The sequence below is a fragment of the Ensifer sp. 4252 genome (genome assembly GCF_050434565.1).
Lineage (GTDB): Bacteria > Pseudomonadota > Alphaproteobacteria > Rhizobiales > Rhizobiaceae > Ensifer.
In genome coordinates this window covers 637,340-660,145 of the sequence record NZ_JBNDIU010000001.1, presented here as the reverse complement: position 1 = coordinate 660,145, position 22,806 = coordinate 637,340, and the positions used below count along the sequence as shown (strand labels likewise).

At 61.4% G+C, this 22,806-nt stretch carries 24 protein-coding genes; 8 read left to right on the top strand and 16 right to left on the bottom strand.

Going from position 1 to position 22,806, the window contains the following annotated elements; genetic code table 11:
* Window positions 1-143: 143 nt before the first annotated feature.
* Both ABIE33_RS03255 and ABIE33_RS03250 read right to left on the bottom strand, forming a co-directional pair.
* Window positions 144-557, bottom strand: coding sequence for a MerR family transcriptional regulator (locus tag ABIE33_RS03255; RefSeq protein WP_429123072.1), 414 nt, complete (start codon window positions 555-557; stop codon window positions 144-146).
* Between the two features lie 112 nt (window positions 558-669).
* Entirely contained in the window at window positions 670-1,536 is an 867-nt protein-coding gene (locus tag ABIE33_RS03250) for an alpha/beta fold hydrolase (protein ID WP_429121311.1), read from the bottom strand.
* Window positions 1,537-1,929: 393 nt separating this feature from the next.
* On the opposite strand from ABIE33_RS03250, the gene bla reads away from it, so the two are divergent.
* Window positions 1,930-2,820 carry a class A beta-lactamase gene (gene bla / locus ABIE33_RS03245; RefSeq protein ID WP_429121308.1) on the top strand — a complete coding sequence of 297 codons (891 nt, stop codon included), beginning with the start codon at window positions 1,930-1,932 and terminating at the stop codon, window positions 2,818-2,820.
* Between the two features lie 279 nt (window positions 2,821-3,099).
* Here bla and ABIE33_RS03240 read toward each other — a convergent pair whose 3' ends face one another.
* The 4 genes from ABIE33_RS03240 to ABIE33_RS03225 form a co-directional block, all read right to left on the bottom strand.
* Window positions 3,100-3,570, bottom strand: coding sequence for a hypothetical protein (locus tag ABIE33_RS03240; protein WP_429121306.1), 471 nt, complete (start codon window positions 3,568-3,570; stop codon window positions 3,100-3,102).
* Between the two features lie 105 nt (window positions 3,571-3,675).
* Window positions 3,676-6,003 carry a glucose/quinate/shikimate family membrane-bound PQQ-dependent dehydrogenase gene (locus ABIE33_RS03235; RefSeq protein WP_429121305.1) on the bottom strand — a complete coding sequence of 776 codons (2,328 nt, stop codon included), beginning with the start codon at window positions 6,001-6,003 and terminating at the stop codon, window positions 3,676-3,678.
* A 354-nt stretch (window positions 6,004-6,357) separates the two neighbouring features.
* Entirely contained in the window at window positions 6,358-6,657 is a 300-nt protein-coding gene (locus ABIE33_RS03230) for a DUF6958 family protein (RefSeq protein ID WP_429121302.1), read from the bottom strand.
* Window positions 6,641-7,201 carry a GFA family protein gene (locus ABIE33_RS03225; protein ID WP_429121299.1) on the bottom strand — a complete coding sequence of 187 codons (561 nt, stop codon included), beginning with the start codon at window positions 7,199-7,201 and terminating at the stop codon, window positions 6,641-6,643. The genes ABIE33_RS03230 and ABIE33_RS03225 overlap by 17 nt, the downstream gene beginning before the upstream one ends.
* Before the next feature lie 143 nt (window positions 7,202-7,344).
* Between ABIE33_RS03225 and ABIE33_RS03220 the strand changes: the two genes are divergently transcribed.
* A complete protein-coding gene (locus tag ABIE33_RS03220; RefSeq protein WP_429121296.1) occupies window positions 7,345-7,953 on the top strand; it encodes a TetR/AcrR family transcriptional regulator in 609 nt (202 codons plus the stop codon).
* Window positions 7,954-7,999: 46 nt separating this feature from the next.
* On the opposite strand, the gene ABIE33_RS03215 is transcribed toward ABIE33_RS03220, so the two are convergent.
* Window positions 8,000-9,505: a protein adenylyltransferase SelO gene (locus tag ABIE33_RS03215; protein ID WP_429121293.1), complete on the bottom strand. Its 1,506-nt coding sequence runs from the start codon at window positions 9,503-9,505 to the stop codon at window positions 8,000-8,002.
* A 159-nt stretch (window positions 9,506-9,664) separates the two neighbouring features.
* Window positions 9,665-10,621 (bottom strand): homocysteine S-methyltransferase family protein, encoded by a 957-nt coding sequence (locus ABIE33_RS03210; protein WP_429121290.1) that lies wholly within the window; start codon window positions 10,619-10,621, stop codon window positions 9,665-9,667.
* Window positions 10,622-10,860: 239 nt separating this feature from the next.
* Between ABIE33_RS03210 and ABIE33_RS03205 the strand changes: the two genes are divergently transcribed.
* The gene (locus ABIE33_RS03205; RefSeq protein ID WP_429121287.1) at window positions 10,861-11,478 is read left to right on the top strand and encodes a TetR/AcrR family transcriptional regulator; all 618 of its coding nucleotides are present in this window, start codon (window positions 10,861-10,863) and stop codon (window positions 11,476-11,478) included.
* A 3-nt stretch (window positions 11,479-11,481) separates the two neighbouring features.
* Here the strand turns inward: ABIE33_RS03205 and ABIE33_RS03200 are convergent, their stop codons facing one another.
* From ABIE33_RS03200 to gstA, 5 genes are all read right to left on the bottom strand, one after another.
* Entirely contained in the window at window positions 11,482-12,009 is a 528-nt protein-coding gene (locus ABIE33_RS03200) for a DUF1697 domain-containing protein (RefSeq protein WP_429121284.1), read from the bottom strand.
* A 6-nt stretch (window positions 12,010-12,015) separates the two neighbouring features.
* Window positions 12,016-14,136 carry a S9 family peptidase gene (locus ABIE33_RS03195; protein ID WP_429121281.1) on the bottom strand — a complete coding sequence of 707 codons (2,121 nt, stop codon included), beginning with the start codon at window positions 14,134-14,136 and terminating at the stop codon, window positions 12,016-12,018.
* A gap of 183 nt (window positions 14,137-14,319) precedes the next feature.
* Complete coding sequence (locus ABIE33_RS03190; RefSeq protein WP_429121278.1) at window positions 14,320-14,532, bottom strand: tautomerase family protein; 213 nt, start codon at window positions 14,530-14,532, stop codon at window positions 14,320-14,322.
* 10 nt (window positions 14,533-14,542) lie between these two features.
* Window positions 14,543-14,938, bottom strand: coding sequence for a nuclear transport factor 2 family protein (locus ABIE33_RS03185; RefSeq protein ID WP_429121276.1), 396 nt, complete (start codon window positions 14,936-14,938; stop codon window positions 14,543-14,545).
* Complete coding sequence (gene gstA, locus ABIE33_RS03180) at window positions 14,935-15,549, bottom strand: glutathione transferase GstA (protein WP_429121274.1); 615 nt, start codon at window positions 15,547-15,549, stop codon at window positions 14,935-14,937. The genes ABIE33_RS03185 and gstA overlap by 4 nt, the downstream gene beginning before the upstream one ends.
* 135 nt (window positions 15,550-15,684) lie before the next feature.
* Here gstA and ABIE33_RS03175 point away from each other — a divergent pair, with 135 nt between their 5' ends.
* The gene (locus ABIE33_RS03175) at window positions 15,685-16,086 is read left to right on the top strand and encodes a winged helix-turn-helix transcriptional regulator (protein WP_429121271.1); all 402 of its coding nucleotides are present in this window, start codon (window positions 15,685-15,687) and stop codon (window positions 16,084-16,086) included.
* Between the two features lie 27 nt (window positions 16,087-16,113).
* Here ABIE33_RS03175 and ABIE33_RS03170 read toward each other — a convergent pair whose 3' ends face one another.
* On the bottom strand, window positions 16,114-17,034 hold the full coding sequence (locus ABIE33_RS03170; RefSeq protein ID WP_429121269.1) for a LysR family transcriptional regulator: 921 nt from the start codon (window positions 17,032-17,034) through the stop codon (window positions 16,114-16,116).
* Between the two features lie 149 nt (window positions 17,035-17,183).
* Between ABIE33_RS03170 and ABIE33_RS03165 the strand changes: the two genes are divergently transcribed.
* From ABIE33_RS03165 to ABIE33_RS03155, 3 genes are all read left to right on the top strand, one after another.
* Window positions 17,184-17,456 (top strand): DUF2798 domain-containing protein, encoded by a 273-nt coding sequence (locus tag ABIE33_RS03165; protein WP_429121266.1) that lies wholly within the window; start codon window positions 17,184-17,186, stop codon window positions 17,454-17,456.
* Between the two features lie 225 nt (window positions 17,457-17,681).
* Window positions 17,682-18,053 (top strand): SH3 domain-containing protein, encoded by a 372-nt coding sequence (locus ABIE33_RS03160; protein WP_429121263.1) that lies wholly within the window; start codon window positions 17,682-17,684, stop codon window positions 18,051-18,053.
* A 155-nt stretch (window positions 18,054-18,208) separates the two neighbouring features.
* Complete coding sequence (locus ABIE33_RS03155) at window positions 18,209-18,967, top strand: class I SAM-dependent methyltransferase (RefSeq protein WP_429121260.1); 759 nt, start codon at window positions 18,209-18,211, stop codon at window positions 18,965-18,967.
* Between the two features lie 54 nt (window positions 18,968-19,021).
* Here ABIE33_RS03155 and ABIE33_RS03150 read toward each other — a convergent pair whose 3' ends face one another.
* Window positions 19,022-21,178, bottom strand: coding sequence for an inverse autotransporter beta domain-containing protein (locus ABIE33_RS03150; protein ID WP_429121257.1), 2,157 nt, complete (start codon window positions 21,176-21,178; stop codon window positions 19,022-19,024).
* 279 nt (window positions 21,179-21,457) lie between these two features.
* The gene (locus tag ABIE33_RS03145; protein ID WP_429121254.1) at window positions 21,458-22,297 is read right to left on the bottom strand and encodes an SDR family oxidoreductase; all 840 of its coding nucleotides are present in this window, start codon (window positions 22,295-22,297) and stop codon (window positions 21,458-21,460) included.
* 135 nt (window positions 22,298-22,432) lie between these two features.
* On the opposite strand from ABIE33_RS03145, the gene ABIE33_RS03140 reads away from it, so the two are divergent.
* A complete protein-coding gene (locus tag ABIE33_RS03140; RefSeq protein WP_429121252.1) occupies window positions 22,433-22,792 on the top strand; it encodes a winged helix-turn-helix transcriptional regulator in 360 nt (119 codons plus the stop codon).
* Window positions 22,793-22,806 lie beyond the last annotated feature (14 nt).

Sequence of the window (22,806 nt, the reverse complement as noted above, 5' to 3'; positions counted from 1 at the left end):
CGGCAGATGGGTGCGTTCTTGATCATGTGCGTAGATTGTCCGTTTCCGCATTTTTGTCAACGGTGATTTTTGCGCGGAGCTGGGAAAGGGGTGGTCTCACCTCCGTTCGAAGTCGGCGCCAGTCTGCTGCCCCGCGCCGGGGCTCAGTGGTCGCCGCCGCACATCGAATGGTCTGCAAGCGCACGGATGACATAGCAATCGCCGATCGTGTGGTCGCCGTTGCAGGCGACGATGCGCTCGAGTTCGCTCTCCAGTTTCTGCAGCTGGGCGATTTTTTCGCGCACGGTGATCAGGTGTTCCTTGGCGATGCGGTCCGCTTCGCCACAGGGGCGCTCCGGATGCTGGCTCAATGCCAGCAGATCGCGGATCGATTCGATCGAAAGCCCCAGGTCGCGCGCATGACGGATGAAGGCGAGGCGTTCGAGTTCGCCCTTCTCGTAGCGCCGCTGGTTGCCTTCCGAGCGTTCCGGAGCCGCTATCAGCCCCATCTGCTCGTAGTAGCGGATTGTCGGAATTTTTACGCCCGTGCGGCGGGAGAGATCGCCGATCGAATACATGTCCATGCTCCAAACCTATAGCTTCTGGAGCATTAGATAATCGCTTTCCGGCGCCGGTCAACGTGTGGGTGGGAGGAAAGGCCCGATCGGGCCTTTCCCTTGGCAATCCCGGTTAGCGAGCGAGAAAGGCAAGCAGCGTCTCGTCGAAGAGATCGCTTTCCTCAAGCTGCGGTGTGTGGCCGCTTCTCTCGAACATCCGGACAGTCAGATCCGGAAAGTTCCGGCGATAGGCGTCCCAGGTCTCGGCCGGCGCAACGAGATAATCGCATTGCCCGAGTGCCAAGAGCACCGGCATGGCAAGCCGGTGGAGCCCGTCACGAATATCGATGTCTCGAAACACCTCGCGCCAGAGATGGTCGAAGACGGGATTGTTGACGGTGACATCACGCCATAGCGGTGCCGCGTCGAAGGCAGGCAGATGCCAGCTCTTGGCGCCAAGGCGGATGAGCAGCGACTTGAACCGCTCCTCCGGTCGGGCGGCGATATCGGCGCCAAACGCGGCCATCGCGTGATCGAAGATCGCCTTGCGCTCAGGTGTTGCCATCTCCCCCCATCGGCTGTCGGCAAGCGCCATGTGGTCCGCGGAATGGCTTGGTCCGGTGCCGACCATGATCACGTGGCTCACATTTTGGGGATGGCGCTTGGCGTATTCGAGCGCCATGTAGCCATGGCCGGAGTGCCCGAGGATGGCGAAGCGATCGAGACCGAGATGCCGTCGCATCCGCTCGATATCGCCGAGCACGACGTCGAAGCCGATATCATCGAGCGTATAGGCCGCATGCGCCGGCGCGAAGCCGCAGTGATCGATGAAATGAAGCTTTATCCGCTGGCGCAGACGGTCCGAGAAAGTCCGGGGATAATAGACGGCGCTGCCAACGACGAGAAGCGGCGTACCGCTGCCCTCAATGCGATAGCCGAGATCGAACGGGCCAGCGCGCAGGCTACCGGTTTCGGGCAGGGATAAATTGGTCGTCGTCATGGATATGATCCTGCAAACGGCCGGAGAACGATGGGTTCCACGGTTGGCGTTCTCATCGGCCTTCAAAAAAATGCCCACGCCAAACGGTGCCGCGAGGCGGCTTTGGCGTCGGTGGTTCTTTCTTGCCGGTGAGCGTCGCTAACGGATCAGGCGCACGGATCATTATCCCTTTTTTGCGGCGGCTTCATACCATTCCATCCGGTGGAGCCGCAAGCGACGAACCCGGGCGCTCGGGCCGTCGGCCTTATTCGGAAAAGGAGGCACAAGGACGCCACAATCGGCGCCTAGCGATCTGCGCAGCAATCGATTCGGCTCAGCGCCGATCCGAATGCATGTTTTGCAACAGTCAGTTAGAGCGTCGGCCCATATGCACGGCGCTCGACGGAGGGACACATGTCGCTGCTCATCAATCGCCGCCAATTGCTTGTCGGCTCCGCGCTGCTCTATCCCTCAATCGCCTTCGGTTCGGTCGCAAAAGCCGTCCCTGCCGCGGGCGACGACGCCGAGGCACGGCTCGCCGAACTCGAAAAGCGCACCGGTGGGCGACTTGGCGTTTCCGTTCTCGATATGGAAACCAACGTGTCGTTCGGCCGCCGCGAGAACGAGCGTTTCGCCATGTGCTCGAGCTTCAAGACCCTAGCGGCGGGATTCGCTCTCGCCCGCGCGGATCAGGGTTCCGAAAAGCTCGATCGCCGCATCGTCGTGGCGCAGAAGGATATCATCGCCCATTCGCCGGTAACGGAGAAGCATATCGGTGGCGAGGGCATGACAATCGCCGAACTCTGTGCGGCAACGATGACGACAAGCGACAACGCAGCGGCAAACCTGCTGCTGGAAAATTTTGGCGGACCGGCCGCGCTCACCGCCTGGCTCCGCACGATTGGCGACGAGACCACACGCCTCGACCGCAACGAGCCGACGCTGAACGAAGCCGCAAAAGGCGATCCGCGCGATACGACCACGCCGGCCGCAATGCTGGAAACGCTCGGCAATCTCGCCTTCGGCCCGGCGCTCACCGAAGCGTCGCGCAAAATCCTGATCGAGTGGATGGTTGCCAACACCACCGGCGACCTTCGCATCCGCGCGGGTCTGCCGAAGGGCTGGAAGGTCGGCGACAAGACGGGAACGAATTCCACCGGCTCGGCGTCCGATATCGCCATCGTTTGGCCGGAAGGGCGGGGGCCGTTGTTGATTGCGGTCTATATTGCCGAGGCCACGGCGCCACTCGCCGAATTGAACACTGTCTTTGCCGACGTCGGTCGGATGGCGGCGGAGATGGTCTAAGAATTTCCAGGAAAGGTGGGCAGCGGCTTTTCGCCAGGAAATACGTAAGAACAAGGAGATAGAGCGTTTCTGCTGCCCCGTCTAAACCGGAAACGCTCTCACCGCCGGTCGCCGGCTCGTCACTGGTCGTTGCGCCTTCTGCCACGCGCTTTTCTTCAGCCGGATGATCTGATCGTCGACATCGATGAAGCTGTTGCGGCCAGGTGATCGCGATCGCGATCACCTGGCCGCAGACGACCCCGGCATAAGGAAAAATTGAAGATTGCAGGCGAGTTTATTTCAGGCTGCGGCGCTTCCGTCGGCGATATCGGACGCGGCATCATCACGCTGTTTTTCGACGCCCATCGCGCGCTCGATCGCCTTGCGGATTTCCTCCTCAATCGCTTCGCGCTGTTTCGGATCCATCGCCTTGAGATCGTCTTCGCTGATGCCGTGGGCCTCGAGAATTTGCGCGCGGATCTGTTCCGCCAGGCTCATCCTGGCGCGCTTCAGGAACTCGTCGCTGACCGAGTCTCCGGAGGCTGTTTCTTCGTCGGTTCTGATCGACGGCTTGGCTTCTTCTTCCCGGGTCGCGCTATTCCACAGGGCACTCGACAGAGAAGCCGAGGCCGACGCGGATGCCGGCGCTATGGTCGGCGAAAGCCGCGGAAGCGCGTCAATGCTGGCTTTCTCTTCGAGCGGCATGACCGTTCCCGAATGGGCGCGGCGCTGCGAGAAATAGTAGTTGGAGATGCTGTTATCGATCTTCATGGGAATCCCCCGGAATCTGCTGTCCGGGAGACGCTGCTTCCAATGGCTTGCGTGAGGCTTGCGGATGCAACCCAATAGCGAGAATTAGGGATGCCTTCTCGCGTTTTAGGGTAGGGTATAGGCGATGACGTAGTCTCCCGGCTTGGTGCCGACCGAGCCATGGCCGCCGGCGACGATCAGCACATATTGCTTGTCGCCGACCGTGTAGCTCATCGGTGTCGACTGGCCGCCCGCCGGCAGGCGGGCTTCCCAGAGCTGTTCGCCTGTCGTCACGTTGTAGGCGCGCAGATAGTCATCGACCGCCGCGCCGAGGAAAGCGACGCCGCCCTTGGTGATCATCGGTCCGCCGATGCCGGGAACGCCGACCTTGAAGGGCAGCGGCAAAGGCGTCATGTCTTCGACGGTGCCGTTCTTGTGCTTGTAGGCGATCGTGCCGGTCCTGAGATCGGCACCGGCGACGTAACCCCATGGCGGCGCCTGGCAGGGGATCTTCAGCGGGCCGAGGAATGGTCCCATGAAGACGCCGTAGGGCGCGCCGTCGTTGCGGTTGAGGCCCTGCTCGGACCCCTTTTCGTCCTGATCCTTCGGCGGGATCTGGTCGCGCGGAACGAGACGCGAGGTGAAGGCGAGGTAGGTTGGCATGCCGAACATCACCTGGCGTTCCGGGTCGACCGCGACCGATCCCCAGTTGAACGTGCCGAAATTGCCGGGGTAGACCAACGTTCCCTCAAGCGAGGGCGGCGTATAGCGCCCCTCGTATTTCAGCGAGCGAAACGAGATACGGCAGGCGAGCTGATCGAACATCGTCACACCCCACATGTTCCGCTCCTGCAGCGGCGCTGGCATGAAGGTCAGGCCGGAGACCGGCTGGGTCGGCGCGGTAAAATCTTCCGGGATCGCGCCCTTGGGTGCCGCGACTTCCTCGATCGGGATGATCGGCTCGCCGCTCCGTCGATCGAGCACATAGATGTCGCCCTGCTTCGTCGCTCCGACGAGCGCAGGTACGACCGTGCCATCCTCCTTGGTGATGTCGAGCAACGCCGGTTGTGCCGGCACGTCCATGTCCCAGAGGTCATGGTGCACGGTCTGGCGCACCCAGCGCACCCCACCGGAATTGATATCGAGCGCGACGATGGAGGAAGAATACTTCTCCACATGTTCGCTGCGCCCCATGCCGAGCTGGTCAGGGACCTGGTTGCCCATGGGGATATAGACGAGGCCAAGGCCCTCGTCGTAGCTGAACACCGACCAGCTGTTGGGCGAGTTGGTGCTGTAGGTCTGGCCTTCGGCGAGCGGCGTCGTCACATCGGGATTGCCACTGTCCCAGTTCCACACCAGCGCACCGGTGTTGATGTCGAAGGCGCGGATGACGCCCGATTGCTCCTGGGTCGAATAGTTATCGTTGACGGCGCCGCCGATGATCAGCTTGCCGGCAACCGCAACCGGCGGCGAGGTCGAGTAGTAATAGCCAGCCGGATTGTATTTCATGCCCTTTTCGAGCTGCAGCACGCCGTTGTCGGCAAAGCTGGTGCAGACCGCACCTGTTGCCGCATCGAGCGCGATCAGCCGCGCATCGGATGTCGGCAGATAGACCCGCTCGGCGCATACGCTGCCGGGGGTCGCTGCCGGATCGGCCCAATAGGTGACGCCGCGGCAGGTCTGGTGCTGTCGGTCCGGGTTCATGCCGGAGTTGCTGTCATATTTCCACTTTTCTTCGCCGGTCGCAGCATCAAGCGCGATCGCCCAGTTGTGCGGCGTGCAGGCATAAAGCGTGTCCTTCACCTTGATCGGGGTTACCTGATAGGTGGTTTCGCTCACGTCTTCAGGCCGTTTGACGTCTCCCGTCTGATATTGCCAGGCCACCTTGAGGTTGGCGACATTTTCGGGTGTGATCTGATCGAGCGGCGCATAACGCTGGCCGAAGGGCGTGCGCCCGTACTGATGCCATTCTCCGGGCGACACGTTGCCGCCGAGATCGGCGGCGACCACGTCGCTCGGCAGATCGCCGCGGATGTCGTGCGGATCTTGGGTCATCGAGTAGCCGGCAATGCCGATCGACACGAGCACGGCCAGCGCCAGCGGCCAGGCGCTGGCGGCATACCGTTCGCCTGTCGGGCTCTCAAATCCGAGCGGGCGCCGGACCGCCGGTAGCATCAGCCACAGGCCGAGCAGCACGATAATGCCGCCACGAGGCCCCAGTTGCCACCAGTCGAAACCGACCTCCCAGACGGCCCAGGCGAGCGAGCCAAGGATGAGGAGGGCATAAAGCCAGACGGCGGCGGCCTTGCGCATGAAGAGAAGGATGGCCGTCAGCAGGAAGCCGATACCGGCGATGAGATAGTAGGGACTGCCGCCAAGCATCAGGAGCTTGGCTCCGCCGCCGCCGAGCGCAAGGCCGATGAGGGCGAAGACGATGGCCGTCAGAATGAGCATGGTGGGAACTCCCGAATTGAAGAACGGCGCCGTGGCACGGCTTTTTCATTGGGGCGGCCCGAATGAGCGGCCGCGCGGGAAAAATCGGTTTCGGGGTCGGCGGTCGCGAGGGAGGCCGCGGCCGTCAGATCGGGCTGGGGCAAGTCGCGCGACTGCCCGCCCTCTAGCACCTAACGCACCGGCCCTGCCTTTCAATAGCCATAATTTCGCAACGCAAAAAATCAGGTGGCCGCAATGAAGTTGCGCGCCGAAGGTTCGAGTGATGCTTTGCTGCAGGAGGGACAGCTATAGCCCTGCGGCAGGCTATCGCTTTCGCGGGCTCACCACCTGGCCGCGAAGAGCGGACGCGGTCGATTAAGCGAGCCGAAGGCGCAGCAGTTTGGTGTTTTCCCGACGCAGCACGCCTTTGGCCTCGAGGTCGAGCTGGACCGCCTTCAGCCACCAGCCGGCCTTGGCGCCGCCTGGAAAGAGATCGTCCGGCAGCAATGGCAGCAGCTTCTGCTTTGCTTCGGCGACCGTGAGGGCGGTCTGCTCACGGGATAGCGCGGTGAGAAGCGCGTCCTTCATGGCATCGTACTTCACCTTGTCGACACGTGTGACGTGTCCGGGGGAAACGATGTTCTGGATCTCGATCTTTTTACGTTCCGTGGCCATCAAGCTCTCCCTTCACATAATCGACCTCCGGGGACCGGAAAGCCATTGCCGCCCAGGCGCCGATCAGCTTCAGCATGAATTTTCCGGAATGTCCGGCATAGTTTGGCACGTCGTCCATGACGCTGACATCTGCCCGGCGGTCCCGCGTCATCACCCGCATCTCCAGGGGTGGCCGGGCATCCTCGTCGAGACGCTGCCGGTAGAGCGTCAGCCAATGGCCGCTGGTAAACTCGAGAAACATCGGCGCATTGCAGCAGGTGGCGACGACACGGCGGGTTTTCGACGTCGGCGTCAGCCGATGCTCGCGAAGCCGCTCGGCGCCACGCACGCAGTTTATCCGATCCTTGCGAAAGAGCACGAAGTCCGTGGACCCGTCGCTATTGAGCACCGGCGCAGCACCGGGCAGTGCCTCGAGCAGTGCGCCTGCTTTCCGGCAGCTCGCGCAATAACAGGCGGTCGCCACGATCGGCTTGCCGACGGCACGCATCTGCACCTGCCCGCAGCTGCATCGTGCGTTCAATGTCCCGCTGTCGCTCCTGGTCACCCGTAATCTCCGTCATTCACTTCGCATCAAACTGTACCGTCCAGTTTGATTTGTCAATGCGGTCGTGCTAGTCAGGAACTTGTGCTATCGCGTGCTTCGGTGAGAGGTCGTGGCTGAGAATGACGAACCCTGTCGAGACGCGAATGACGAGAAAGCGCCAGTCGATCCTGGCGGCCGCCACCGAGCTGTTCCTGCAGCGCGGTTTCCTCGCGACGAACATGGACGAGGTGGCGGCGATGGCTGGCGTGTCGAAGCAGACCGTCTATGCTCATTTCGGAACCAAGGAGGCGCTGTTCCTTGACATCGTCACCGGCATGACAGGCGTTGCCGGTGATGAACTTGAGGAGCAGGTCGCAGATCCTGTCGATGGGCGCCCGATCGAGGATTTCCTACTGGATTTCGCCGAGCAGCAGCTGGCGATCGTCATGACGCCGCGCCTGATGCAACTGCGGCGCCTGGTGATCGGCGAGGCGGAGCGTTTTCCGGAACTTGGCAAGAGACTGCATGCGAAGGGCCCGCGTCGTTCGATCGACAGGCTGAGGAAAGCCCTTGCCCACTACCGCGAGAGCGGCGACGTCGAGGCGGGCGACCTGCGCGCCGCCGCGTCCTTCTTCAACTGGTTGGTGATGGGCGAGCCCGTCAACGATGCCATGCTGCTCGGCGATCAGGCGATTCCCGATGCAGGCGCCCTTCGTTCGCATGCTAGGGAAAGCGTGCGGATATTCCTCTCGGCCTATGGCCGAAAGCCATAGGCAACGACCATCGATCGACAAGTGCAATGCGCTTGTCGATTTGCCCTCACGTACCGCAAAAGGTTTGCCGCACTTCCTCTTCCGGCTGCGGCGGATCGGCATAGGCGGCAAAACGCGGCTGGTCCTCGTATGGCTTTGACGTCACGTCGACGAGCGCTTCGAACAGCGAGAAGTCGGCGTCTTCCGTCGCTGCCACAATCGCCTGCTCGATGCGATGGTTGCGCGGAATATAGGCCGGGTTCACTGCCCTCATGGCCACGGCGCGTTCGCCTGCCGTTACCGGTTCCCGCTCTAGACGTTGTCGCCAATCGGCAAGCCAGGATGTCAACCCCGCCGGTTCGGCAAACAGGGAAGTCAAGTCTGCGTCGGCGGTTGGATCGGCAGCGCACTCGCAAAGCCTGCGGAAGGCGAGGGTGAAGTCGGCTTCACCCTGATGCATCGCCGTCAGCAGCGCCTGGACGAGATCAAGGTCGCCTTCCTCCTCGCTGACGAGCCCGATCTTGCGGCGCATGCCGTCGAGCCAATGCCGCTGGAAGATCGCGCCATAGTCACCGAGCGCATCGTTGGCGAGGTCCACCGCGGTTGCCGCAACCGGATCGAAGAGCGGCACCAGCGTCTCGGCAAGTCTTGTCAGGTTCCATTGGCCGATTGCCGGCTGGCTGGCATAGGCATAGCGCCCGAACTGATCGATCGAGGAAAACACCTTCTTCGGATCGTAGGCATCCATGAAGGCACAAGGACCGAAGTCAATCGTCTCGCCGGAGATGGTCATGTTGTCGGTGTTCATGACCCCGTGGATGAAACCGACATGCAGCCAGCGGGCAATCAGTGCCGCCTGTCGCGCCACCACCGCCTTGAAGAAGGCGAGATAGGGGCGCTCGTCATTCCTGACCTCCGGGTAGTGGCGGTCGATCGCATAATCGGCCAGTGCCTGGACCGAAACCATATCGCCGCGCGCTGCAAAAAACTGGAAGGTTCCCACTCGGATGTGGCTTGCTGCCACACGGGTAAAGACGGCACCCGGCAGGATCTGCTCGCGATAGACCGGTTGGCCGGTCACGACAGCGGCAAGCGCGCGGGTCGTCGGGATGCCGAGCGCGAACATGGCTTCGCTGACGATGTACTCACGCAGCACCGGGCCAAGCGCTGCCCGTCCGTCGCCACGCCGCGAGAACGGTGTCTGTCCCGGTCCCTTGAGCTGGATGTCGCGCCTCTGTCCGTTTCGGTCGATGACTTCGCCGAGAAGGATCGCGCGACCGTCGCCAAGCTGCGGCACGAAGGTGCCGAACTGGTGGCCGGCATAGGCCATGGCGAGCGGTGCGGCACCGGCGGGCACGCTGTTGCCAGCGAAGATCTGGGCGCCGTCACGCTTAAGACTGTCGACGTCGAGGCCGAGTTCTTCCGCAAGCGGCCGGTTGAGCTTGATCAGCCAGGGCTCGGCGACCGGTGTCGGGTCGACACGGGCGAAGAACTGCTGCGGCAACCGCGCAAAACTGTTGTCGAAGTGAAAGGCGTCGGTTTCGGCGGTCGGCGAAGCAGGCACGTAGTTCATGATTCTGTGGTCAGCGGCTCCTGCCGGGACATTCCGGTCACCGCCCTTTCGAACCAAGTCTACACGAGGCGTGTTCGTTGCGCGAGAGTTGGCTGGCAAGGCGGCGCCCTCCCGCGAAGGGTTCGCGAGAGGGCCGGGAGGGCGAGTACCGGTTTCGTCTCAGGCGCTAAGTGCCGTCGGCGAAAGGCAGGCCTCGCAAATTGCCGCGATATGGCGATGGTCGGTGCCGCAGCACCCGCCGAGAACGCGCAGTCGCGGCAAACGATCGGTCAGCATCCGATAGCGCTGCCCCAGATCCGACGGATCGCCGGCATCGAGCGTCTCGCTTTCGTCGAGCTCGCTGTGGCTTTTCGCCGAGGCATTGGCGCGGATGCCGCCAATCCGGTGGACCCAGGCGCTACCGGTATCGAGGCTGGCCTCGAAATGGTCCGGATGGGCGCAGTTGATCATGTAGTATTGCGGGAACCGGCCGGTAGCCGCGTCAACGATTTCGATCGCGTCCTTGAGTGAGCGGCCGTTCGGCAGCCGCCCGTCGATCTCCACCGTAAACGAGATGGCGCAGGGCATGCCGTGGCTTTGCGCCGAGCGCGCGATGCCGATCGCTTCATCGATATTGGTGATCGTATAGGCGCAGATCATATCGGCATCGCTGACGGCAAAGGCAGCGACCTGCGCGGCATGATAGTCCTCGGCTTCGTCAGGGCTCATGCAACTCGCCCTGTAGCCGTCACCACGCGGCCCGATTGCACCGTTAAGCACGATTGGTGCCTGCGGCCGTTCGTATTCGGCGCGCAGTTCCGTCAGCAGATAGACGGCGTCCTGGTTGAGTTCGGCAAGCGCCCTGGCATCATAGCCAAGCTTCAAGCCCCAGTCGGCGCTTGCCCGCCACGTTGCCGTGTCGAGTACGAACCCGGTGCCATGGCGCTGCGCTATGTCGAGATAGCGCGTGTAGTAGTTGAGCAGTCGTCGTCGCCCTTCGGACGTCGACAGTAGGACGAAGGAGGCAAAGTGCGGAAGCTCGACGCCTTCATGAAAGATGAGCGTCGTTTCCATGCCGCCGTCGCTGAGAAAGGTTCCACCCTTCATGAGCGGCAGGCTGCGTCGGTATTTGGCCATGTCGGTCTCCACCCGTTTTGGTCGCGTTGGATCCCGGCGGAGCGCTCCCATTCCCGCAAGGATGGTTAAAGTTCTGCCTTTTTATCATCTTCTAAACTAGGCGACTTAAGGTATACTATTGCTAATATACTTAAATATCTCAGTGAAATCATAGGGTTGACTGTTGCGTTTTGCCGCAGCATCGCTCGCTCGTCGTGGATTCATTGGCGGAAACTGTACCGACGGTAGGGAAACGGCTAATGCGAAAGGGTGAGGAAACGCGCGCCAAGATCCTCGACGCAGCCGAAGTGTCGGTATTGGCGAAGGGATTTGGCGGGACTTCGATCGACGAATTGATCGCTGAAACCGGTATCACCAAGAGTGGCTTTTTCTATCATTTTCGCGACAAGAACGAGCTGGCGAAGGCGCTGCTCGAGCGTTACGTCGAGAACGACGAGCGGATTTATGACGAGATCTTCAGCCGGGCGCGCGAGCTTGCGGATGATCCGCTCCAGGCATTTCTGCTCGGCCTCAAGCTGCTGTCGGAACTCCTCTCCGATCTTCCCAATGGTCATCCCGGCTGTCTGGTCGCGGTTATCTGCAGCCACGAGCGCGCCTTCGATCGCGATATCCAGGAGATCAACCGTCAGGCGGCGCTGATGTGGCGACGGCGCTTCGGCGCGATGTTCCGTGACATCATGAGGGTGTACAAGCCGCGTGAACCGCTGGATGTGGACGAGCTTGCCGATATGGTCTCGACGGTGATCGAAGGGGGCATCATTCTGTCGAAGGCACTGAAGGAGCCGAAGAACCTGCCCGCCCAACTGCTGATCTTCCGGACTTTTGTCCGGCTGCTGTTTCAGCCGGCAGCCACGTGATCGTCAGCCTTTGTCGTCTTCCATCGCCTGCGCCATTTCGGCGAGCTTGCGCACCGTGTTGAGGTTGCGGGCGGTGCCCGGCTTCAAGGCCGGCAGTTTAAGCTTCGATCGCCCGGAGCCGTTGGGATAGTGTACGTAGATCTCGTGCCCGTGGATCTGCACCTCCTCGCCGTCGGGCGCAACGAGCTTGTCGAGCGCGTCCGCGGGTGCGGCATTCGGCAGAAAGACCACATGCAAGAGGTTGGTCTTGGCATCGGGGAAGGGGGCGTTCTTGGCGATCGCCTGCAACTGCCTGGCGTCCCGGATCATCACGCCGGGCGCCTTGCCGAGCTTCTCGCCAAGGGCCGCGTCCAGTTTTGCCGCCGCTTCCGGCGCCGGCAATTCCGAGCGGAACAGCACGTTGCCGCTCTGGATATAGGTCTTCACGTCGCTGAAGCCGAGGTCCTCGCAGATCGTGCGGAGATCGGCCATCGCCAGCATGCCGGCGCCGCCGACATTGATGGCGCGAAGAAGGGCAACGTGAATGGGCATGGCCTTTTATCCCTCGTCCACCATCTTGCCGGCGACTTTGATGGCGAAGGCGTATTCGAAGGCGATCTCTTCCAGCCGCTGGAAACGGCCGGAGGCGCCGCCGTGGCCGGCGTCCATGTTGGTCTTCATCAGGATCGGTGCGTTGCCGGTGGTTTTTTCGCGCAGGCGCGCCACCCATTTCGCCGGTTCCCAATAGGTCACGCGCGGGTCCGTCAGGCCGCCAAGCGCCAGGATCGCCGGGTAGGGTTTTGCCTCGACATTGTCGTAGGGCGAGTAGCCAGCGATGATGTCGTAGAATTCGCGGCTGTCGATCGGGTTGCCCCATTCCGGCCATTCCGGCGGGGTCAGCGGCAGGGTGTCATCGAGCATGGTGTTGAGCACATCGACGAAAGGAACGGCGGCGATGATGCCGGTGAATTTCTCCGGCGCCATGTTGGCAATTGCGCCCATCAGCATGCCGCCGGCCGATCCGCCTTCGGCGACGATGTTCGCGTAGGACGTGAACTTCTCCTGATTCAGATAGTCAGCGGCGGCGATGAAGTCCTTGAAGGTGTTGGTCTTCTTGGCCATCTTGCCGTCTTCGTACCAGGAAAAGCCCCGGTCCTTGCCGCCGCGGATATGGGCGACGGCATAGACGAAGCCACGGTCCGCAAGCGACAGGCAATTGGTATTGAACCCTGCGGGAATGGTGATGCCATAGGCGCCGTAGCCATAGAGCAGGCACGGTGCCGAACCGTCGAGCGGCGTATCCTTGCGATAAAGCAACGTCACCGGCACCTTCGTTCCATCCCAGGACGGCGCAAAGACGCGGCGGGTGACATAGTCGTCGGGATTGTGCCCGGACGGCACTTCCTGCGTCTTCAAGAGCGTGCGCTCACGCGTCGCCATATCGTAGTCGAAGAGCTGCGACGGCGTCGTCATCGAGGAATAGGAGAAACGGATGACGTCGGTGTCGTACTCGGCAGCGCCGGAAAGCCCGAGCGCATAGGCTTCTTCGGCAAAGGCGATCGCGTGCTCCTCACCGGTCTTGCGATCGCGGATGACGATTTCCGGCAGGCCCTCGCGGCGTTGCAGCCAGACGAGGTGGCGGGCATAGGCCATATGGCTGAGGATCAACGTGCCCGGCTTGTGCGGCACGACCTCGCGCCAGTTTTCCTTGCCCGGTGCATTGACCGGCGTTTCCATGATCTTGAAATCCTTGGCGCCGTCGGCGTTGGTGAGGATGTAGAAGACATCGCCGCCTTCGGTCATCGCATATTCGAGACCGATGACGCGTCCGGCCACCAGCTTCGGTTCGGCCGTCAGATCCTTGGTCGAGAGCAGCCGGTACTCGCTGGTCTCGTGATCGTGAATGTCGATGTAGATGACGTCGTCGAGGAGCGAGCCGCCGACCGACATGAAGAAGCCGGGATCCTTCTCCTCATAGACCAGCCGGTCGTCGGCCTGAGATGCGCCAAGCACATGGTGAAAGATCTTCGACGGACGGTGGTTGTCGTCAAGAACGGTGTAGAAGAAGCTCTTGCCGTCAGGTGCCCAGGCGCCGCCGCCGCCGGTGTTTTCGATCACGTCGGCAAGATCCTCGCCGGTCGAGAGATCGCGCACCTTCAGCGTGAAATATTCCGATCCCTTGTCGTCATAACCCCAAAGGCCGCGGCTGTGATCGCTCGAATGGTCGAGGCCCGCGAGGCGGAAATAGGACTTGCCTTCGGCTTCCTTGTCGCCGTCGAGCAGGACATGCCGGATGGTCTCGTCCTTGCCGTCGGCGTCGCGCGGAATGCGGAAGTAGCGCGGCTGCTCGCCGCCCGTCACGTAGAGGCTGCCATAGGCAAAGGGGCCGTCCTTCACCGGCACCGAGCTGTCGTCTTCCTTGATACGGCCGCGCATCTCGGCAAACAGCGTCTTCTGCAGCGCCTTGGTGTCGTCCATGGCAGCATTCATGTAGGCGTTTTCGGCCTCCAGATGCTTGCGGATTTCAGGGTCGAGGATCGACGGATCCTTGAACATTGCCTGCCAGTTGTCGTCCCGCAGCCAGGAGTAGTCGTCGGTGCGGGTGATGCCGTGGCGCGTGTCGGTCACCGGTTTTTTCGGGGCGACGGGAGCTTCGGGCAGGTTCTTGAAAACGGACAAGGCATGTCTCCGGGATTTATGCGGCGGGAGACAATGAGATAGAGAGCCGGGCTGCGACGATCAAGCGGAAAGGTCTTCGCTGCTCTGAGGTGCCTTCTCCCCATTGGTAGGGAGAAGGCAGGGTAGATCGGCCCGGCCAATGTTCGATCGTACGCCGGGCAGGCGAGGGCCGTCGGGTTGCGGCTAGCTCTTCGCTTTCAGTTGCTTTCGATATTCCTCCACCGGCAGGCCACCGACGCCCCAGTCCTCGAATGCCACCTCGTCGATGACGACGAAGGTGGTGGCCGGGTTCTTGTCGAGCACGGTGACGAGCAGGTCGGTGACGCCCTTGATGAGCGCCGCCTTCTGTTCGCGGGTTGCGCCTTCGCGGGTGATCTTGATGTTCACATAGGGCATTGCTGGCTCCTTAGCTTTGTTCTCGAATGTCGTAATGAAAAACCTTGGCGATGATCTGCCAGCGTCCGTCGACGAAGATCAGCGACAGGAAATCGGTGAACGCCTTCTCGCCGATTGCGCATTGTACCTTGGCGATGGCTGTCACCGGGCCGGCAAATTCGATCGAGACGATTCTGTCGGCGCGCTGTTCGCCGCGGCTTGCCGGCGAGGGACGCTTTTCGACAACAGGGAAATACCTGTTCATATCGAGTTCGAGCAGTTCTCCTTCGGTCGCCGTGGCGTAGTGGGCTTTCGGGTGAAAGACCTCGCGCAGGATCGCCGTGTCGCTGTGGTAGAGCCCGTCGAAGTAGCGCCCGAGCACATCGATTACGGCGGCAAAGCCCGGGTCGCTGTGGGTGCCGCTCATGCCGCGATCAGCCCTTCCGCCTTCATGGCTGCCTGCACTGCCGGGCGCTGCCCGACCCGTTGCATGTAGGCCGTCAGGTGAGGCCATGCTGCAAGCGAAATTCCCGTGACGCTGGTCCAGTTGACGACGGTGAAGAGATAGGCGTCGGCGACCGAGAAGGCGTCTCCGAGCACATGGGCGCGGCCATCGGAAAGCAGGGCTTCGACATTGCCGAGCCGTTTGGAAACCTGCGCCGCGGCAGCTTCTTTGGCGTCTGTGCTTGCCGTCTTGCTGAACAGCGGCGAGAACGCCTTGTGCAGTTCGGAAGCGATGAAGTTCAGTTGCTCCTGCAGGCGGGTGCGCTCCAGCGTGCCGTTGGCGGGGGCGAGCCCGGCTTTCGGGAAGCGGTCGGCAATATACTGCACGACGGCCGCACCTTCGGTGACGACGTCGCCGGTTTCCAGCACCAGTGCCGGCACATAGCCCTTGGGATTGATCGCCTTGAAATCGGCGCCGCTTTCGGTGAGGTGGGTGGCGGTGTCAACCTTGACGATCTCGAAGTCGACGCCGGCTTCACGCAGGCTGATATGGGGCGAGAGCGAGCAGGCGCCCGGGGCGTAATAAAGCTTCATAACCAAATTCCTTTTGCAATGGTTGTCTCTGTCGAAGACGGCGGAACCTAACCCCAGGCGATAACTTTTGTATATGAGATAACTTTATGTTACCGACGTTTCCGGTTTCCCCACGGTAACTGGAGAATTTTGTTCATGAGCTTGAAAATTCGAAAGAATAGAGCTGCTGCATTGCCGCCGACCTGCCCGGTCGGGGAGTGCATGGTCATGCTCGGTGGCGCCTGGGCGCCCAACATCATCTGGTATCTGAGCGGCGGTCCGCGCCGCTTCAGCGAACTCAAGATCGATATCCCGGGGATATCGGCGAAGGTGCTGAGCACGCGCCTGAAGGATATGGAGGAGAAAGGTGCGATCGAGCGCCGGATCGTGCCGACGTCACCGCCTTCGGTCGAATACAGGCTGAGCGATCTCGGCCAGGAATTCGTCCCGGCGATCCACGCGATCGTCGAGGTCGGCTACAAGCTCAAGCTTCGCCGCGAAGCAAAGCTCGCAGAGGAAGCCGCCGTAGGGAATGCGGCGCAGCCATTGCCCGCCTGACGGCGGGCCTTGGGGCGATCGTGACGGCTACCACCGGCCCTTGAGCGACTGCGCCGCATGCTCGATGAAGGCGCGAACTTTTGGGGTTTCCGCCTGGCGGTCGACGAAGCAGGCGTAGAAGTCGAAGGGCTCGTGGTCGGTGTTGGCAACGCCTTCTGAGGGTGCGCCGCCGAACAGCGGCACCAGCAAGCCGCGCGCGATCAGGTCCGTGGCGATGAAGGCACCGAGCCGCGTGATGCCGGCACCGGCGATCGCCATTTCGGCAAGAGTATCGATGTCGTTGCTGACGATCGTAGCCTTCAACTCCGGTTCGAAGCGCAGGCCGTCCCGCACGAAGCCCCAGCGGAAGATCCGCCCGTGCCCGGCGTAGCGGTAGACGAGGCAATGATGATGGATCAGGTCTTCCGGTCGCTCGGGTCGGCCGTGCCGCTCGATGTAGGACGGGGCGGCACAGATGACCATCGGTACCGAGGCGAGCTTTCGCGCAATCAGTCCCGGCTCCAGCTGCAGGCCGAAGCGCACGCTGATATCGATGCCTTCGCCGATGTGATCGATTTCCCGATCGGTGACGACGAGTTCGATCGAGACCTCCGGATGTCGCTCGGCAAAGGACGGCACGAGCGGCGCCACCACATGGCGACCGAAGGCGACGGAGGACGCGATCTTCAGCGATCCTCGCGGCTCCGGGCTCAGCGACGCGACCGCAACGGCTGCGAGTTCGAGATCGTGGACGACACTGCGCACCCGGTCGAAATAGACCCGGCCGCTTTCAGTCAACCCTAGTTGCCGCGTCGTTCGGCTTAGCAATCTCGTGCCGAGCGCCCGCTCGAGCCGGGCGATATTCTGGCTCGCAGAAGCAGGCGTGATCCCGAGTTTGCGCGCCGCTGCGGCGATGCTGCCTTCCTCGACGCTCCTGACGAAACTCTCGACGCCGCGTAGTGTATCCATAATGGTATCCATCGAATGTGTGTTCTCATTCGATGGTTTTGCCTAATTCTGAACAAGGCTGCAATGGCCTACTTCAGTCCGGCGCGGTCGGTATAGTGCGGCTCGAAACGAAGGGATGGTTCCTTCGACGATCTATGGAGATCTTCACCATGGAAGATACGATACCCCCGCCGCAGATCGCGCGCAGCCGCAAGTTGCCGCCGCGCGCCGTGCCGATTGCCTTTGCCTTCTTCATGTCGGCGATCATGGCGTTTTTGATGTGCTGCGTCATCGTCGGCGTCAACACCGGCGTCGACGCCGGCTACCCCGCCCGTGTGCTGAGCACCTATGCGCTGGCGATGCCGGTCGCCTTCCTTTGCGTGCTGACAGTCCGCCCCTTCGTGCTGAAGCTCGTCGGCGCCGTCTGCCGCATGCCGGCCTGAGCAAAGCACCGTCCCGGAAAACCGGGACGGGCGATCTCAAGCTGACGTCAATCGCCCGAAGCCGATAAGGCCAGGTTTACAGGACGCGGTAGATGGTTGGCCTGTTGATTGTCGGGGCAATTCCGGCGTCCGGGCCATGGGCGAAAGTAAGGTGAAGCGCCTGTTCAGCGACAATTCAGCCTTGTGCTAATATGCTGAGATCATGGTTCTTGGGAGGGGTTCGTGATGATCGGCTTTCGAAGCGTTCTGATTTCGCTGGCGGTGATGGTCGTCGGACTTTCTTCTGAGGCCGCGTCGGCCAGCACCTTCGTTGCCTGGGAGGTTTCCGGCGTCGCCTGGAACGATGTGCTCAATGCGCGCGCGTGGCCGTCCTCTTCGTCAGCTGTTCGCGCAGGCTATCCGAACGGCACCAGGCTGCAGATGACCGGCCGCTGCATGAACGGCGTCGACCTCCAGCGGATAGCCCGCTGGTCGGCGCAACGGCAGAGCAATGCCGTGCGCGCCACCTGGTGCCAGATCTGGCACGATCCGCAGCAGAACGGCCGCTGGCAGGAAGGCTGGGTCTACGGCAAGTTCATCCGGCCCGCGCGCTTCTAGGCAGTTTCTTGTGGTTGTTTGCGCAGACGTTGCGATCGGCAAAACCCGCGGCATGACAAAAGTGACCAGCGTTGCAGATGAACGACACCTCGTCGGAGCATGCTGCTGTATAAGATAGGCGTTTCGCTTTATTCCGCAGCATGGACGAATGTTTGATGAACAATACCTACGGTAAGCTTGCTTCTCATGTTTATAATTTAGACAAGTATATTGGAAAGTCCTTCGGCGACGTCGAGTATTATCTCGATCGCTTGAAGGGGTGTTCCGGGCCGATACTGGAACCGGCCGTTGGCAACGGTCGAGCGCTGATCCCGCTGCTTGAAGCCGGCCTTAACGTCAGAGGTTTCGATGCCTCGCAGGACATGCTCGGCTATTGCCGGACGCATTGCGCGCAACGTTCGCTGACACCGGCGCTATCGCAGCAGACCTTCGAGGCCTTTGCCTATGAGGAGCGCTTCGAGGCGGTCGCCGTCCCCGCCGGTTCCCTGCAACTGATCGCCGACCATGCCGCGGCGACCGCGATCCTCAAGCGGTTCCTCGATCATCTTCAACCGGGCGGCCGCCTGATCTTCGACCTCTATCCGCACGATCTTTTCGCCGACGCCACGCCGAACATCCGTAGTTGGGAGACCGAGGCAGGCGACCTGCTGACGCTGACCAGCCAGCGGATCAAGGCCGACCTCATCGCCCAGACGACGGTCTCGCATGTGCGATACGAACTGTGGTGCGAGGGGAGGCTGGCGTCGAGCGAGCTCGAATTCTTCACGATGCGCTGGTGGGGCATCGAAGAAATGGCACTGACCTTGCGTGCCGCCGGATATGTCGATCTCGTCATTTCCGGGAACTACAACTTCGGCCGCGCGCCGAAGGATGGCGACGAGGTTGTTACCTTCGAGTGCCACCGGTCGCGATAACGAGCGCTTTACCTGAGAAGGCCACGCCCCCTTTGGAGGGCGTGGCTGAAACCGCTACCTGCAACGGGCGGCGAAGTTCGACTGGTCGAGCTGCTTGCCGTTGACGGTGAGGACTGAGCCTGGTGATTGTGTCAGTGAGCCAGCTGTCCATCCGGCGTCAGCGATGCAATCCTTCGGCGTGTTGGTTGTCGTCACATCGCCCTTCACATCGATCGACGGCCCCATGAAATAGAGCCCGGCCTTGGCCGCCTTGTCGACCGTCATTCCGTTGAACTCGATATCGCTGACGGGTCCGCCCAGGAATTCGTAGTCGCTGCCGTAGATGAACGCGCCGTAGCTGCCAGCATTGGTGATGTTTACGCCGTTGAAGGTAATATCGGAAACGGGATTGAGGAAGATGCCTGCATTCCGCGTGCCATCGATATTCAGCCCATTGACGACGATATCCGTAGTCGTGGTCGGCAATGTGGATGCCGAGACCATCATCAGGCCGTTGATGCCACCCTTCAGCGTCATGTTGTTGATATCGACATCTGATGTGCCCTGGAACACGACAAGATCCATGTCGCGATCCTGCTTAGAGTTGTCGATCGTGAAGTTTTCGATCAGCACATTGTTGGCGGCAACCATCAGCAGTCCCTCGCGCCTCGAATTGCTGACCTTCACGTTGTCGAGATAGATTCTGCTCGCCTCGTTGGCGATGACTGGTGGCCAATCGCTCTCATCGATCTCGCTGCCCGTGAATATTCCGTAGGTTACTTTGTCGATATCGGTGTTGCGGATCGTCAGGCTGCTTGTTCCAAGCGCGCTGATAGCGGCGTAAGGCGCTTCATTGGGCTTGTACACGGTGAACTCGCACTGCGTGTTATTCTCGCAAATGTAGAGGTCGTGAATGCGGCTGTCTTCAATCTCCGCACCGACCACGCGCGTCAGGCGGATGCCGTCGTGGCTGGTCTTCGCGATATCAACGTTGTCGATCCAGAGCCCCTCAGTCTCGGTGCTGCCAATCCCCGCACGACCGCCACGAATGGCAACGGAAGAGACCGTGCTGAAGGACGCCATTGTGACAACGTCCTGAGCGGGGTCGAAACCTGTCAACGTCGTCGCTGCACCTCTGTTGACGAAGTTGGCGGTCGCGCCACTGTTTGCGCCACGCACCGCAAGCGCGCCTCCACCCCCCAGCAGCGTCTGCCCGAGACCAAGGTTTAGCGACTGCTCGAGGCCGAGATTGCCGTCTACGAGAATGAGCGCACCTGCACCCGCATCTGCCAGCATTTGGTTGATGCTCGCAGCGTTGCCGTTTGCGGCCGATAGGTTGATGACTTTGCCAGGTGTGACGCCGTCGTAAACGAACTGCGCTGCTTCGACGTCGCCGGTAGCACCTGCATGGGTGCGGATCTTGGCTGAGCGCTCGACACGCTGGACCATCGGGTCAAAGGCATCGCCTGCCTTGGCTGTGGCGCCGAACGGGACGCGCAGACGTGCCATGACGGCACCCTTGAGCTTGTCTTCATTGTCGTAGGTGCCAGTGACGCCGAGCGAGACGGTCGATCCCTCGGAAAGCCCGGGCAGGTCGGCGAAGGTCAACTCCGCGCGCAGCTTGGCGCCGAACATGTCGCCGAGGTTCTTGCCGCCATACCAGTAGCTGCCGCCGAAGACCTTCAGCTGGACGTCGGATCCTTCGTCGAAGACCGGAAGACGCCCGCCGATTTCGGCGTCGAGCCCGCGTCGACCGCGCTCCTTGCCCTCCTGCATGACGAGCACATGGTCGCGAACATAGGCGGCATTGAAGGCGCTCAGCGTCTTGGCGCCGGAGAGCGGCAGATAGAGATTGCTGCGCATTTCGAGGTCGCCGCTGAGCGCTTCGAGACCGAAGGATACCTGGCTGAACGAGTTGCCGTGTTCGCTCTTCAGGTAGTCGTAGTAACCATAGGCGCCGATGACCCACTGGTCGTTGGCGCGGAAGCGGTAACCGGCGCCGACAGAACCCTGCCGGACCTTATCGTTTTCTATCGTTCCGCGTGTATCGATGAAAATGGCATTGCCGGAGTCGAGCACGAAAGGCAGGAAGAAGCCGCCGCTGGCAGCCGAGCCGCCGCTGAAGAATCCGCCTTCGATTTCCGCCTGCGGCCTGAAATCCACTGCCAGGGCCGGGGACGAAAACATCGTGCCGCTTGCGAGCGCAAGCGCTAAAATAGTGTTGTTTTTCATATTATTAACTCCGCACACACTGGGACGTTGGAGCGCCCTTGGCGGTGCGGTTAGATTATATGACTGTATTACTCAAGTTTATTGATCGATTATCCCAGATCTTTCCAGCGGCGTGATGACGCAGGGTGCGCCAGCGCCGTGTTTTCACAATCCTGGCGGCAATCGGGGAATTCGTCTCGAGTGACGCATCCGCTCATTTCGAAGGAGCTACAGCGAATGAGAAAAGCCCGCCCGTCGGTCGAAGGGGCGGGGCTTGAGTTCAGTACCGATAGGCAGAAATCAGGAGGTAAGCGCCGCGGCGTTGTCCCGGGCGTAGGTTTCGAGGCTGCGTGGTTCGTGGCCGGTCAGAGTTTTGACGTCTTCGGTCGGTGCGGCTGTCCAGCCCTCGCGCACCGGATGGAAGATCGAGGCAAGTAAGCGCGCATAGTTTTCGGGCACGCCGGCACCGGTCAGGATTCCGACAAAGGTCTCGTCGTCAACGGGCGTGTAGGTGACGGGCTTGCCGATGACGCGCGACAGGATCGCTGCCGCTTCGCCGTAGCTGAGTGCGTCAGGGCCGGTCAGGTTGAAGGCACGGTTGTCGAACGCATGGCTGGTCAGTGCGGCAGCAGCACTTTCGGCGATGTCACGCGTGTCGATAAAGCTCGTCTTGCCCTCTGCCGCCGGCACAGCGATCGCGCCATGTCGAACGCCTTCGATCCAGTAGCTCTGGAAATTGTCGGAGAACCAGTTCGGTCTGAGGATGACGAACGGTACGCCGGTCTTCTCGACCAGCAGTTCGACCCGGCGGTAGGGGATGCTGTCGTCGGCATCGACGCCGATGACGGTCATCAGCACGATCTTGATGCCGCGCGCTGCCGCCGCCGTGATGATCGGCGTCAGCAGTTCGACCGGATCGAGATATCCACCCGGCGTCAGCACGAACATCCGGTCGACGCCGTCGAGCGCGTAGCCATAGGTCGCGCTGTCCCGATAGTCGAAGGCGACGGCCTCAGTGCCTTCGATCGGCGTTGCCTTGCGCGTCGCGGCCTTGACGCTTTCCCCCTTCGAAACCAATGCGCCAATGACCTTGCGACCGACCGTGCCGTTTGCTGCGAGTACCAGAATCTTGCCTGCCATATCCGTCTCCTTGGTATCGGTATGAAACCATGTTAACAACGGAAACTAGATATAGGTGCCTGTAAATGCAGTAAAGAAGGCACCTTCCGGTGACATGGTTTCCTCCTGGAAACCGCCAGTTGGAGCATGCGCCCGATGGAATACGACGTCTATATCCAGACTTGTCCCACCCGCATGGTACTGGATCGCCTGGCTGATAAATGGGCGGTGCTGGTGCTCGGCCGGCTTGACGACAAGCCCGTGCGGTTCAACCAGCTGAAACGCGAGATCGATGGCATTTCGCAAAAGGTGCTTTCGCAGGTGTTGAAAAAGCTGGAGCGCGATGGGCTGGTCAGTCGCAAGGTTTTTGCCACAGTGCCGGTGACGGTCGAATATGCGATCACGCCGCTTGGGCGCACCCTGAGTGCCACAGTCGATGCGCTGCGTCATTGGGCCGAGGACAATATCGAGAGGGTGCTGGCCGCCCAGCAGAAATACGACCGCGCCGCGGAGTGAGCGACGCGGCGTCT